This is a genomic window from Ruegeria sp. HKCCA4633 (assembly GCF_013034605.1).
Taxonomy (GTDB): domain Bacteria; phylum Pseudomonadota; class Alphaproteobacteria; order Rhodobacterales; family Rhodobacteraceae; genus Ruegeria.
The window spans coordinates 613,320-626,916 of the sequence record NZ_WQGJ01000001.1 but is presented as its reverse complement, the minus strand read 5'-3'; the positions used below and the strand labels follow the sequence as shown (position 1 = coordinate 626,916).

14 protein-coding genes are annotated in these 13,597 nt (G+C 55.7%); 11 read left to right on the top strand and 3 right to left on the bottom strand.

What is annotated here, in order from left to right; genetic code table 11:
* Position 1 precedes the first annotated feature (1 nt).
* Complete coding sequence (locus tag GOV85_RS03090; protein ID WP_171174877.1) at positions 2-532, bottom strand: TadE/TadG family type IV pilus assembly protein; 531 nt, start codon at positions 530-532, stop codon at positions 2-4.
* Positions 529-2,166: a TadE/TadG family type IV pilus assembly protein gene (locus GOV85_RS03085; RefSeq protein ID WP_171174875.1), complete on the bottom strand. Its 1,638-nt coding sequence runs from the start codon at positions 2,164-2,166 to the stop codon at positions 529-531. Before GOV85_RS03085 ends, GOV85_RS03090 begins: the two co-directional genes overlap by 4 nt.
* Before the next feature lie 331 nt (positions 2,167-2,497).
* Here GOV85_RS03085 and GOV85_RS03080 point away from each other — a divergent pair, with 331 nt between their 5' ends.
* The 4 genes from GOV85_RS03080 to rpoD all read left to right on the top strand — a co-directional run bounded on the left by GOV85_RS03080 (position 2,498) and on the right by rpoD (position 8,486).
* Entirely contained in the window at positions 2,498-3,928 is a 1,431-nt protein-coding gene (locus tag GOV85_RS03080) for a Glu/Leu/Phe/Val dehydrogenase (protein WP_171174873.1), read from the top strand.
* Positions 3,929-4,060: 132 nt separating this feature from the next.
* Positions 4,061-4,357, top strand: coding sequence for a hypothetical protein (locus GOV85_RS03075; protein ID WP_171174871.1), 297 nt, complete (start codon positions 4,061-4,063; stop codon positions 4,355-4,357).
* A 79-nt stretch (positions 4,358-4,436) separates the two neighbouring features.
* Entirely contained in the window at positions 4,437-6,383 is a 1,947-nt protein-coding gene (gene dnaG, locus GOV85_RS03070; protein ID WP_171174870.1) for a DNA primase, read from the top strand.
* 114 nt (positions 6,384-6,497) lie between these two features.
* Positions 6,498-8,486 (top strand): RNA polymerase sigma factor RpoD, encoded by a 1,989-nt coding sequence (gene rpoD, locus GOV85_RS03065; RefSeq protein ID WP_171174868.1) that lies wholly within the window; start codon positions 6,498-6,500, stop codon positions 8,484-8,486.
* Positions 8,487-8,658: 172 nt separating this feature from the next.
* Here rpoD and GOV85_RS03060 read toward each other — a convergent pair whose 3' ends face one another.
* On the bottom strand, positions 8,659-9,678 hold the full coding sequence (locus tag GOV85_RS03060; protein ID WP_171174866.1) for an AraC family transcriptional regulator: 1,020 nt from the start codon (positions 9,676-9,678) through the stop codon (positions 8,659-8,661).
* Positions 9,679-10,098: 420 nt separating this feature from the next.
* On the opposite strand from GOV85_RS03060, the gene GOV85_RS21465 reads away from it, so the two are divergent.
* From GOV85_RS21465 to ribD, 7 genes are all read left to right on the top strand, one after another.
* A complete protein-coding gene (locus GOV85_RS21465) occupies positions 10,099-10,368 on the top strand; it encodes a DCC1-like thiol-disulfide oxidoreductase family protein (protein ID WP_245223142.1) in 270 nt (89 codons plus the stop codon).
* Positions 10,313-10,444 carry a hypothetical protein gene (locus tag GOV85_RS21460; protein WP_253282750.1) on the top strand — a complete coding sequence of 44 codons (132 nt, stop codon included), beginning with the start codon at positions 10,313-10,315 and terminating at the stop codon, positions 10,442-10,444. The genes GOV85_RS21465 and GOV85_RS21460 overlap by 56 nt, the downstream gene beginning before the upstream one ends.
* A 2-nt stretch (positions 10,445-10,446) precedes the next feature.
* Entirely contained in the window at positions 10,447-10,992 is a 546-nt protein-coding gene (locus GOV85_RS03050; RefSeq protein WP_171174864.1) for a DUF4166 domain-containing protein, read from the top strand.
* A 77-nt stretch (positions 10,993-11,069) separates the two neighbouring features.
* Positions 11,070-11,474: a hypothetical protein gene (locus GOV85_RS03045; RefSeq protein ID WP_171174862.1), complete on the top strand. Its 405-nt coding sequence runs from the start codon at positions 11,070-11,072 to the stop codon at positions 11,472-11,474.
* Between the two features lie 21 nt (positions 11,475-11,495).
* A complete protein-coding gene (locus GOV85_RS03040; protein ID WP_171174860.1) occupies positions 11,496-11,909 on the top strand; it encodes a secondary thiamine-phosphate synthase enzyme YjbQ in 414 nt (137 codons plus the stop codon).
* A gap of 120 nt (positions 11,910-12,029) precedes the next feature.
* Complete coding sequence (nrdR, locus tag GOV85_RS03035) at positions 12,030-12,500, top strand: transcriptional regulator NrdR (protein WP_050602693.1); 471 nt, start codon at positions 12,030-12,032, stop codon at positions 12,498-12,500.
* A complete protein-coding gene (gene ribD, locus GOV85_RS03030) occupies positions 12,497-13,597 on the top strand; it encodes a bifunctional diaminohydroxyphosphoribosylaminopyrimidine deaminase/5-amino-6-(5-phosphoribosylamino)uracil reductase RibD (RefSeq protein WP_171174858.1) in 1,101 nt (366 codons plus the stop codon). Before nrdR ends, ribD begins: the two co-directional genes overlap by 4 nt.

Here is a 13,597-nt window from a genome sequence, read left to right as displayed (position 1 = left end):
CTTACAGCGGCTCCTGTACAAATGCTGTCGTCGCGGTGACTGCGTAATGGCCAGTGTCATCGGGAACAACTTTTGCAATTGCGGACGCCTCCAGAATTGGATCGATACGCAAGCAGGCCCGCAAGATCATCAACTCGTTGGATTGCCCACTTTTAAAGTCCAGCACGGGTTTTGGATCTTCCGAGCTGTCAGTGCATGGAACTTTGTCCGAAAGAACGATACCTGTGAACGCATCTTGTTGGATCATCTGCAGTCGCAGGTTCCCAACACAGTCCGTGATGCCAGATACGTCACAAATCCTTGTCTTGATGTCGTCGTGGTTCCAGTTGGTACCAGTGCCCAAACGAATGTCCCTCACGATAAGGTCAACTCCGCGTTCCAACGCCGCGTGACGCATCGTGATTAACGACAGTTCGGCACCCGCGACAAGAAATGCCAAGAAAAACGGAACAAGCATGACAAACTCGATCGTCGCGCTCCCCGTCTCGGACCTACGAAACGGCCCGAGTTTCGACAGCATTCTGCGGATCATTGGGTCAGCCTCAATTTATGGATGGAAGAGGCGATGGATTCGAATGCTTTTTCAAGGTCGAGTCCACTAACATCATAGACGTGGCTGTCCGAGCTTGCGCAGTTTTGGAGCGTTCTGAAGCCCGCACGCGGTGCTTCAAATGCGATGCCATAGACAATAATACCTTGGTCTTTCGCTGCACCACACACATGTTTCGTGTGCTGGTTTTTCGCCGAAGTCTCTACTTTCGAGTAGGCTTTGGAGTACCATTCCGCCCAACCGCTGGATTGCCAGTAGTAATTGTATCTGGCGTTCCAGGCCAATGAGACACGGTTAAACAGCTCGGGATAGGTCAGGCGAACCGCCGTTCCGGTTTCCTTGTTCAATTCCGTCTCAGGCTCGGGGTTTCCGAAGGGATGATCCGCCCAAGCGTTTTGCTGGGGCCAGAAATAGTTCGGTCGGCCCTGGGAGTGATACACGGTATACTCACCAGCATCGGAATTGTACCAAACGTCTGACATACCTTCGCGCAGCGAAGGATTGAGCATGTATTGGTCTGTGTTCTGACCGTCCGTCATTACGATGATAATTTTAAGAACGTTCGAGTCGTAATCAGTGGGACGTACCGAAAACTTGCTAGGAACAATTGTTGACGGTGCATATGCAGGGTCTTGTTCCGTCGAAAGTTGCTGCACAATTGGCCGAGTGCTGGGGTCCAAAAGGGCAGTTCCCCACTTCACTCCGATATCAATCGATGTGTTTCCACCCGGTGTGAGCGATGCGATTTGCCCAAGGAGCTTATCCATATTGTCGGTCACAGGAGTGATTGCGCTGCCTGCGCGAACTGGGCAAACGGGCAGGGCGATTGAACCTTCGGAATAGGTGAAAGGATCGAAATGAGCCGTGCGTTCCAACCTGTCACCTACGTGCAGGTCGGCATCACTGTACTGTTCCGGAATAAAGTTCACGCAATGCGAATAGCTATGCTCCTGCGTAACGTCGGTAAACTTGTCCAGAATTGACGCGCCAGCGTTGACCTGCGTTGCGTATGGTACGATTGAGATAGAAATCTCGCCATTGCCGGATTTGTCGAGCATAAGCTTGACAAACTCGGACGCTGCCTGCTGCAGAACCTTGATCTTGGATTCCCCAGGTGTCGCAGATGCTCGAGACATGGATCCGGAAATATCAAGGACCAGAGAAATTTCCACTGCACCAATCGATTCTTCGGCCGCGCTGGTGGCCCTCATCCCTAGTTCGGTTACTTGTCCGTAACGCAGGTATCGAGTCTCCATGACCGCTTCAGCAGACGCTGTTACCGATCTGGAACCAAACCCTTCGACCACTGTGGTAACGGCATTGAGGTTGCCCAGTCCAGCTTTGTCCATATACGCGTCTACAACGTCTTTGGCAGGAAGTTGCTGGTCAAGGTCAGCCGCGGCCAGGACAGCACGGTCCAAAGTGGATTGCAGGCTCGCGCGGTCGCGTTCATACTTCATGAATTCCATCGACATGCCTGTGACCGCAAGCATGAGAACCATCATAAACAAAACAAAGATAGTGAATGTACCATCTTCTTCTTTGGCAAACTTGCGAATTTCGGAAGCGCGACGCTTGAGTGTCGAACCGTTATTCTGAAGCGAGTATTTAATCATTTTGATGACTCCGCTCCGCACATGGAGTTCGTGCGATATGAAAAGAGATTTGGGTTAAATTTAATTTTCAATCATGGCGTGAATTGGGCGAAAAAGGCTTGGTTTTGGCCTTTTTGCGCGTATTTCGGGTATAAAACTGTGCGCCGTGACCGTTCTGTCGATGAAATGAAAACAATTCATTAACAGTTGAGGCGATTGCCCGACTCACCTCGTTTGGTGACGTATTTGTTAACGAAATGATGAAAAAAAGTGCATTGTTTGATTGCAGCCTGACGCAACTGGTGCGACAAAACGTCATGACGTTACGTCTGGTATCGATACGGAGGAATGTATGACCGGCATCAAAGAACCCAGCTTTCGTGAGAGTGTTGATCTCATGTTCAACAGGGCAGCGTCACTAATGGACCTGCCGCCAGGGCTGGAACAAAAGATCCGGGTGTGCAACGCAACGTATACGGTTCGTTTCGGGGTGCGTCTGCGGGGTGAAATCCACACGTTTACTGGCTATCGCTCAGTCCACTCTGAACATATGGAGCCGGTCAAAGGTGGTATTCGTTACGCCACTGCCGTTAACCAGGACGAAGTTGAGGCGCTCGCTGCGCTGATGACCTACAAGTGCGCGCTTGTCGAAACGCCGTTTGGTGGATCGAAAGGCGGGTTGTGCATCGATCCGCGCCAGTATGAAGAGCATGAACTGGAACAAATCACGCGGCGCTTTGCTTATGAACTTGCGAAGCGTGACCTGATCAACCCGTCGCAAAACGTACCGGCCCCTGACATGGGCACGGGCGAACGTGAAATGGCGTGGATGGCTGATCAATACGCGCGCATGAATACGACTGATATCAATGCACGGGCCTGTGTGACCGGCAAGCCGCTGAATGCAGGCGGTATAGCCGGGCGGGTTGAGGCAACCGGGCGCGGCATTCAATACGCGCTGCGCGAGTTTTTCCGTCATCCCGAAGACATCGCCAAGGCGGGGCTGGAAGGCAGCCTGGACGGTAAGCGCGTTGTTGTGCAGGGGCTTGGCAACGTGGGTTACCACGCGGCGAAGTTCCTCAGCGAAGAAGATGGCTCTCGCATCGTGGGGATCATCGAATGGGATGGCGCGCTGTACAACCCCGACGGTATCGACGTAGAGGCGGTTCGGCAGTGGATCGTCAAACATGGCGGCGTCAAGGACTACCCTGATGCGACCCACTCGGCCGAAGGTGCAAGTGTGTTGGAAGCGGATTGCGACATTCTGGTCCCGGCGGCCTTGGAGGGGGTGATCAACCTGTCCAATGCCGAGCGGATCAAAGCACCGCTGATCATCGAAGCGGCGAACGGTCCAGTGACGGCGGGTGCGGATGAAATCCTGCGAAAAAAGGGCACGGTGATCATCCCGGACATGTATGCCAACGCAGGTGGTGTGACGGTCTCGTACTTCGAATGGGTCAAAAACCTCAGCCATATCCGCTTTGGCCGGATGCAGCGACGCCAGGAAGAAGCGCGCCATGAACTGATCGTCAGTGAATTGGAGCGTTTGGACCGTTATCTGGGCGAGGCCTGGTCGATGTCTCCGGATTTCAAAGCCAAATACCTTAAAGGTGCGGATGAGTTGGAACTTGTCCGGTCGGGCCTGGATGACACTATGCGCATTGCCTATCAATCCATGCGCGAGGTCTGGCACAGCCGTGATGATGTCGAGGATCTTCGGACCGCGGCCTATATCGTCGCAATTGACCGTGTGGCCAGCAGCTATCGGGCCAAGGGGCTATGATAACGGCCGGAGGGGGAGGGCGTTCCACCCCCTCCGCAACGCAAAACCCTGAACACGTTTCCCAAATGGTAATGGCGGGTCTGTCTGTGGGCGGGTAAGCTACGGTCAAACCAATGATTCCGGGAGACCTCAATGTTGCGTATCGCTATCGCTGCTGTTGTGCTTGCCACACCCTTGGCTGCAGCTGAAACCAAGGAACAAAGCTGCAAGTATCAGGCCGACGTCGTTGCCGCGATCCAGCAGGCGCGTCTGGACAGGGTGAAGGAGCGCGACGTTCCGAAGGCTGTGGCTGACAGTGGCCCGACCTGGCCCGAGAATTACAATGCCGCGATCCCACTGATTACGCCTTGGGTCTACGAACAGAAGATGCGAGACGTGCGCAAGAAAGATTTGGGCGCGGCCTGGTTGGAGCTGTGTTTGCAGCAGTAATCCACATTCCCGCATTTCCTTGTGGATAAGCCCGCGCCATCCCCTTGGCGTGGGTTTTCATTTCTGGCAGGTTTGATCTATGTCTTTGCCCCCCGGATTTCTGGATGAGTTGCGCACCCGGCTAAGCCTGTCTCAGGTCGTCGGGCGCAAAGTCATGTGGGATCAGCGTAAATCCAATCAGGGCAAGGGGGATATGTGGGCCCCATGCCCGTTTCACCATGAAAAGACGGCCTCGTTCCACGTCGATGACCAAAAGGGATTCTATTACTGCTTCGGCTGTCACGCGAAAGGCGATGCGATCAGTTTTGTGAAGGAGACCGAGAATGTCTCGTTTATCGAAGCAGTCGAGATACTAGCGCGTGAGGCTGGGATGCCCATGCCCGCACGCGATCCCAAAGCGCAGGAAAGGCAGGACCGCCGGTCGCAACTGGCCGATGTGATGGAGCAGGCGGTGCAGTTCTTCCGCCTGCAGCTCAAGACCGGTGCAGGGGCGACTGCACGCGATTACCTTGCGGGCCGAGGGCTGGATGCCCAGGCGCTGGATCGGTGGGAGATCGGATTTGCCCCGGACGGCTGGCAGGCGCTGTGGGATCATTTGCGCGGTAAGAATGTGGCTGAGGATCTGATCCTTGGGGCGGGGCTGGCCAAGCCGTCGAACAAGGGTAAGAAGCCCTACGACACGTTCCGTAACCGGATCATGTTCCCCATCCGCGATGCGCGTGGACGCTGTATCGCGTTTGGCGGTCGGGCGATGGATCCAAATGACAACGCCAAGTATCTGAACTCTCCCGAGACCGAGTTATTCGACAAAGGGCGCAGTCTCTATAACCATGGTCCTGCGCGGCAGGCGTCCGGCAAGGGGCAGCCGCTGATCGTGGCTGAAGGGTATATGGACGTAATCGCGCTGGCCGAGGCGGGTTTTGGAGCATCAGTTGCCCCTTTGGGCACAGCCATCACCGAGCATCAGCTACAATTGCTCTGGCGTGTTTCCAATGAACCGATCATCGCGCTTGACGGTGACACGGCGGGTCTGCGTGCGGCGATGCGCGCCGTCGATCTGGCCTTGCCGTTGCTCGAGGCAGGAAAATCTCTGCGCTTTGCTTTGATGCCAGAAGGCAAAGACCCCGATGATCTGTTGCGGGCAGAAGGGCCGGGGGCCGTGCAATCGGTGTTGGAAAGCGCCATTCCGATGGTCAAACTGCTGTGGCAGCGCGAAACCGAAGGTAAGATTTTTGACAGCCCCGAGCGCAAGGCGGCACTGGATAAATCCCTGCGGGAAAAGCTCAAGCTGATCCGTGACCCGTCGATCCGATCGCATTACGGGCAAGAGATCAAGGATTTGCGCTGGCAACTTTTCCGTCCCCAGCGCCAACCACAGAACCGACAGTGGCAACCGCGTGGTAAGTGGCAACCGCCGCAATCGGCAACGCCGGGTGCGCGGGCGTCTTTCCTGGCATCGTCCGAGACCGCTGATATTCAACTGCGCGAGGCGGCCATTCTCGCCATTTCTATCCTCAACCCACAGGTCGTTGTCCAGTTCGAGCACCAGCTTGAAGACATGGAATGTCTCAACCCCGAATACGCTGCCCTGCGGGACGCCATTCTGCGCCACGCGATTCATGATCCGGATCATCTGAAAGACCACATTGTGGATTCTTTAGGTCACCAGCCCCTTGAAAACCTGCTGGCCCTTCGCCATGTCGCAGTGATCCCCTGTGTGTACAAACCGGGCGATGTTGAAAAGGCCGAGATGACACTGGCCGAGGAACTCGCAAAGATCAAAGCGCTCCGGGGGTTGGATGCTGAGATAGCCGAAGCGGCGGAGGAATTGTCTGATCTGGCCGATGAGGCGCTGACATATCGGCTGGCGCAAGCCGCTGAAGAGCGCAACCGAACAAGCCGCAGCCAGAACGAAGACAGGGCCGTTTTCGACATTGCCGACAATGGAGCGCGAATCAACCGCGACGAGAAAGACGCGTTCGAGGCAATCATGTCCGGTATCAATTTCGAGCGGAAACGCCGGTAAACTGGTGTTTTCATAAGGCACTGGAAAAGAAAAACGGGTAAACGGGTGGCCGAATCACTTCTAAGCGCTAATGATTCGGTTCAAACGAATCACCCATCCCTGCAGGAGCATTGAATGGCCGCCAAAGACACGACCGAAGATCGCAAATCCGAAGAGCAGGAACAGGAAATCTCGCTGGACATGAGCCAGGCCCAGGTCAAGAAGATGATCGCCGAGGCCCGCGAGAAAGGTTACATCACCTACGACCAGCTCAACCAGGTTCTGCCACCGGATCAGGTCAGCTCGGAACAGATCGAAGACGTAATGTCGATGCTGTCCGAGATGGGCATCAACATCATCGAAGATGAAGAGGCAGAAGAGGAAGAGAACAAGGGCTCGACCGAACTGACCACCACCGAAAGCAACCGTGAGGTTGCGTTGGCCGGGGCCGCCACCGAAAAACTGGATCGGACCGACGATCCCGTTCGCATGTATTTGCGCGAAATGGGATCGGTTGAACTGCTGAGCCGTGAAGGCGAGATTGCCATCGCTAAACGGATCGAAGCCGGCCGCAACACCATGATCGCTGGATTGTGCGAAAGTCCGTTGACGTTCCAGGCGATCACAATCTGGCATGACGAATTGCTGTCCGAAGACATTCTTCTACGCGACGTCATCGATCTGGAAACCACCTTTGGCAACCAGATGGACGAAGACGGCGATGTGGAAGAGCCTGTGGTCGACACGTCCGCTGTGCAGGCGGCCAAGCCTGCGAAAGATACCGGCCCCGAGCTGGATGCTGACGGCAACCCGCTGAACAATGACGACGATGACGACGACGATGATCAGGCCAACATGTCGCTGGCCGCGATGGAAGCGGCGTTGAAGGATCAGGTTCTGACCACGCTCGAACGCATTTCGACCGATTTCTCGATGTTGTCGGAAATGCAGGACAGCCGGATTTCAGCCACCCTGAACGAGGACGGCTCGTTTAGTAAAAAGGACGAAGAAACCTATCAGAAGCTGCGTGCCGAAATCGTTGAACTGGTGAATGGTCTTCACCTGCACAACAACCGGATCGAAGCGCTGATCGACCAGCTCTACGGTATCAACCGTCGAATCATGTCTCTGGACAGCGCGATGGTAAAATTGGCGGATCAGGCACGCATCAACCGTCGTGAGTTCATCGAAGCGTACCGGGGCCGCGAACTGGACCCGAACTGGCTGGCAGAGATGGCTGAAAAGCCGGGCCGTGGCTGGCAAATGTTCATCGAACGCTCGACCGCCAAGGTTGAAGAACTGCGCAACGACATGGCGCAGGTCGGTCAGTATGTTGGTCTCGATATCTCGGAATTCCGCCGCATCGTGCAGCAGGTTCAAAAGGGTGAGAAAGAAGCCCGTCAGGCCAAGAAAGAAATGGTCGAAGCCAACCTGCGTTTGGTGATCTCGATCGCCAAAAAGTACACGAACCGTGGCCTGCAATTCCTTGATCTTATTCAGGAAGGCAACATTGGCCTGATGAAAGCGGTGGACAAGTTCGAATACCGTCGCGGCTACAAGTTCTCGACCTATGCGACTTGGTGGATCCGTCAGGCGATCACGCGGTCTATCGCGGATCAGGCGCGGACGATCCGTATCCCGGTTCACATGATCGAAACGATCAATAAGCTGGTCCGCACGGGACGCCAGATGCTGCACGAAATCGGTCGCGAGCCGACGCCGGAAGAGTTGGCCGAAAAGCTGCAGATGCCGCTTGAGAAGGTTCGCAAGGTGATGAAGATCGCCAAGGAACCGATCTCATTGGAAACTCCGATTGGCGACGAGGAAGACAGCCAGTTGGGCGATTTCATCGAGGACAAGAATGCTGTGCTGCCGCTGGACAGCGCCATTCAAGAAAACCTCAAGGAAACCACGACACGGGTTCTGGCCTCGCTTACGCCGCGTGAGGAACGCGTTCTGCGGATGCGTTTTGGCATCGGTATGAACACCGATCACACCTTGGAAGAAGTGGGTCAGCAATTCAGCGTGACCCGCGAACGGATTCGTCAGATCGAGGCGAAGGCGCTGCGCAAGTTGAAGCACCCCAGCCGATCTCGAAAACTGCGGTCTTTCCTGGATCAGTAAGTCCAAAGGCGCCTCGTCCGAGGCGCCTTTTTTATTCGGTCTTCACGATGGCCTGTTCTCTTATCACATTGGCGGGAAATCACACGGGATGGGCGGCGTCCCTGTCTATATCTGTTTTGTCCACTCACGGGACGGGGCCGGGGCGAGGCTTTCGGGCTTATGACCCCCGGTCTCACCGCTGAAGGGGATGTTCGACGCGGGTCTTGAAAGCGCTTGGTGGTTGGCCAGTCCAGCGTTTAAAGGCGGTCGAGAAGGCGGCCTGATCTGCGTACCCGAGTGAAAATGAAATCTCTGACAGAGTCATCCGGTTGGTCAGGAAGGTCTGGGCAAGATCACACCTGAGGTCGTCCACGATGTCGCGATAGCTTGTGCCTTCTTCTTTCAGGCGACGGCCAAAGGTTCTAAGGCTCATTCCGAGGTTCGAAGCTATGACCTCGGCCTGTGGGATTGTGCCGGGCAGGGATCGGGTGATTAGCCCTTCGGTCCGAGCACGGATCGAGTGTTCGGGTTTCTTGCGTTCCGCCAGTAGGCGCTCTGCGTATTCCAAAAGATGCTCGCGCAGTTTGGGATCATAAGTCGGAACCGGCAGATCCAGTGCCGAAAGGGGCAAAACAATCTCAATCTTTTCCGATCCAAAGACCACCGGAAAACCTGCAAGTTTTTCAAAGCTTTTGATATGATCCCCAACCTCATGCTGAAACCTTATCTCAATCGGGTTCAGGTTGATCTGAGTCAGGTTCCGCATTCTTGCGAGGGCGGCGAAGATCAGAAATTCGGTGCGCCGGTGATAGCGGGCAAAACCCGCATCTTTCCAATCGGCTTCCAAAGTAGCGAAATTCCCGGCGATACGCAGACTAAGCGCGATGGCCGGGTCGATGATGCCGTGAAAGCGCGAAAGGTTCTCCATCACCTGTTTCAGGTCGCGTGAATACTTGCTGATATAAGCCGTCACGGTCGAGGCGGATGTGACCTCAAGCCCGGTACGGGCCGCAAAGGTAATGTCTTTGGTCGCGTCACATGCGAAGCGGACGAACAGGGCCTCTGTCTGAATACTGCAGGTTTCAACCGGTGGGGCGACATCCTGCGGCCTGAGGCCGGTTCGCTTCAGGACAGCCTTAGACAACTCTCCGTTTCCACTGTGACGATCCAGCGCCTGAATAATGAAATGTAGACGGCCAACATCCACGTCCATCGCGCAACAATACCTTACGATTACAAAACAATAGACAGCATATCATAGAATTTCGAATGACACTTGGGATTTTGACGGTCGCGACATCATGTGATGGCAGAAACGCAAAAGAAACTGGCCAGATCGCACATGGGTTTTGCGGTGTGAACACCCAGATAAGCTGTGTTGCCGGGTCAGCACCTTTAGGGGATGAGGTCAGAGCCTTCGGAGAAATCACCACTCTCTGCTCAGCGCTCCCCGGCACGCCCTCCTTCACAGATGTCGCATTGTTCAGGAGCTACAGATTTGACACCCTGTGAGAATGGCGGTCTCACGAATGTTAACGATATGCCGGAAAGTGCTGTAAGTTCAAAAGTCTACGGTCAAAACTTGATTGTGTTTGATGGCCAGTGCGTGCTGTGTTCGGGTTTCTTCAGATTCATGCTCAGACATGATCGGTCGCGGTGCTTTCTGTTCGCAACTGCCCAATCCCCGCTTGGGCAGAAGCTCTATCAAGAGCTGGACCTGCGCACGCAAGACTTTGAAACCAACTTGGTGATCGTGGATGGAGTGGTCTATCAGCATCTGGATGCGTTTGCCGCAGCTATGCGTCAACATTCCCGCAATGTGGCGGCTGTTGTCACTGTGCCGTTTCTTGCCCAATGCGCTCAAAAACCCTGCGTATCGTCTGATCGCGCGAAACAGGTATAAACTGTTCGGAAAATCCAGCACTTGTCTGGTACCGGGGCCTGACATTTGGGCGCGATTTGTGAGCGATGGTTATTGATGATGAATGACCCGTTCTTGCAGGCATTGGGATCGGTCGAGTATTTACCCGCTGCGGTTCTTCGCCTGCACAGCACAGAAGGATTGTATTCCGGCCAATGTGATATCGAGCCAGGCAGAGGTGTGTTGGCGGCGGTTGCCACCTATCTGGCCGGATTTCCCCCTAGTGGAAAAGATGTTGCGGTCTCGGTTTCGATCCGCGACCGGGGCAAAGCAGTGTCCTGGGAGCGCGACTTTGGCGGGCATCGCACCACTTCGCACCTGACATACGATGAAAACCGGAAATGCGTTCGTGAAGACTTTGGTGCGATTTCGATTTGGTTGCGACCCGCTTGGCAGAACGATGCACTGCACATCGAAATTCATCGCTTGACCATCTTTGGTATTTTGATGCCCGCCTTTGCGTTGCCGCGCTCTCGCACGCGAGAATGGCAGGATGCACAAGGGCGATTCCGGTTTGATGTCTCAGCCCGGGCACCGGGTTTGGGATTGCTGATCCGGTATCGCGGGTGGCTCACGCCGGATCACACAATGCAGGGGGCTGGCTGAATTGGTCGTGAGGGGCACTGTGCAATGCAAGAAGCTGGACTAACCTATCTGGGACACACAATCAGGGAAGATTAACGATGAAAAAGTTATACACATTTGCCGCGTTGGCGACCGTTGCCTTTAGTGTTCCCATGGCCGCCGATGCTGCGCGGAACGGGTATCGTACTGAGCCGATCAACGCCACGGATTTCGAAGTTATACCGCGTGGGGATCAGCGCACAGAAGGCTATTGGTGTGCGGCTGCGGATTATGCGCGCCGGACCTTGGGGTTGGGTTGGCAAGACAGGATCTACGTGTTGCGCGGATACGGGCCCAGTGTCACCACCGGTCGCAGAACGGCAGTTCAGTTTTCGATCAAGCAACCTGAGACCGCCGAGGTGCAACCCAGCAGCTTTATTTCGTTCGGGTTTCAACCTGGCAACAGTGAATCTGTACAAGGTGCAAACTCACGGTGTAACTATCGGCCGTTCTTCAACGACTGATAAACCCACAGGATCGTCACGATGCAGACTGAATTCGTTGTGCACACCCAAGGCCCGGGGCTTTACGAATTCACGTCTGACATCCGGGAATGGGCGGATCAGTGGTCTGCCGATGGCGTTCTGACGCTGTTCGTTCGCCATACTTCGTGTTCCCTGCTGATCCAAGAAAACGCCGACCCCGAGGTTCAAACCGACCTTCAGGCGTTTTTCGAACGACTTGTGCCTGCGTCCGACCATCCGGCAATGTCTTACCTGCGGCACACATATGAAGGACCAGATGACATGCCTGCGCATATCAAGGCTGCACTTATGCCTGTGTCGTTGACGATCCCTGTGTCTCAAGGGCGGATGGTTCTTGGAAACTGGCAGGGGATTTACCTGTTTGAACACCGCACTGCACCTCATCAAAGACGTGTCGCCGCGCATCTGGCCTGACCCTTTATCTAGCGGTTGAAAATTCCGACTACCCAAATCCTAGCGGCTGCCCTATAGTTGTGGATAAGTAAGCCGCAGCGCTTACAAAAAGAGGCCGAACAAGGGACGAGGAGACGGCGGATGCGCTGCCCGTTTTGCGGAAATATCGACACTCAGGTAAAAGACTCACGCCCGGCAGAGGACCACGTGGCTATCCGCCGACGCCGGTTTTGCCCGGCCTGTGGAGGGCGGTTCACAACGTACGAGCGTGTGCAACTGCGAGATCTGGTGGTCATTAAAACCAACGGCAAGCGCGAGGATTTCGACCGCGACAAGCTGGAGCGTTCGATCCGCATCTCGATGCAGAAACGGCCTGTTGATCCGGAACGGATCGATCAGATGATCTCGGGCATCGTGCGTCGGCTGGAAAGCATGGGCGACACTGATATTCCGTCAAACAAGATCGGTGAGATCGTCATGGAAGCTCTGGCGCGGATCGATACCGTCGCCTATGTTCGCTTTGCGAGTGTGTATAAGAATTTCCAGGCGGCCGATGATTTCGAGGAGTTTGTCCACGAACTGCGCCCGCCGCAGCCTCCGACGGACGAGTGAACGAAACAGATAAGCGATTTATGGCGCTGGCCCTGTCATTGGGGCGGCGCGGCCAAGGGACGTGCTGGCCGAACCCAGCTGTGGGCTGTGTCATCGTGCGCGATGGCCGGATCATCGGGCGCGGTTGGACCCAACCGGGGGGGCGTCCGCATGCCGAGACCGAGGCGTTGGCCCAAGCCGGACAGGCCGCGCGTGGCGCTACCGTCTATGTAACATTAGAACCCTGCGCGCATCACGGCAAAACGCCGCCCTGCGCCGAAGCTTTGATTGCAGCCGGCGTCGCCCGCGTTGTGGCCGCCGTGGAAGACAGCGACCCGAGGGTGGCAGGGCAGGGCTTTGCCATGTTGCGCGAGGCTGGAATCGAGGTCGAAACAGGCGTTCTGGCAGAACAGGCGGAGCAGGATCTGGAAGGTTTTTTCTTAAAGACCGAACAGGGACGGCCGTTTGTGACCCTCAAACTGGCCAGCAGTTTTGATGGTCGGATCGCTACCTCAACCGGACACAGTCAATGGATCACCGGACCTAAGGCGCGGCGTGTCGTGCACGCGATGCGCGCCCGCCACGATGCGGTGATGGTAGGGGCAGGGACGGCGCGTGCCGATGATCCCTCGCTGACAGTGCGAGACCTGGGTGTCGCGCATCAGCCGGTGCGCGTGGTGGTGTCGCGTCACATGGACATCTCTTTGATGGGGCAGTTGGCACGCACTGCAGCGAAAACACCGGTATGGCTCTGTCATGCCCATCATCCTGATCCAGAGCGTGCACGCGCTTGGGAGGGTCTTGGCGCAAAACTTATCCCGTGCGCCTTGAAAGATCATCATATTGACGCGCTGGATCTGCTTCAGCAATTGGGGCAGGCCGGCCTGACAAGCGTATTCTGCGAAGGCGGGGCGGCTCTTGCGGCTTCGCTTTTGGCCGAGGATCTGGTGGACGAACTGGTGGGCTTCACCGCTGGGGTGACCATCGGAGCCGACGGGCTTTCGGCCGTTGGATCTCTGGAACTTAAGACACTGGACGAAGCACCAAGGTTCGAGCTGATTGAAACGCAGGTTGTGGGCGGGGATATCCTGCACTGCTGGCGCAAACCCTCGCTGTAG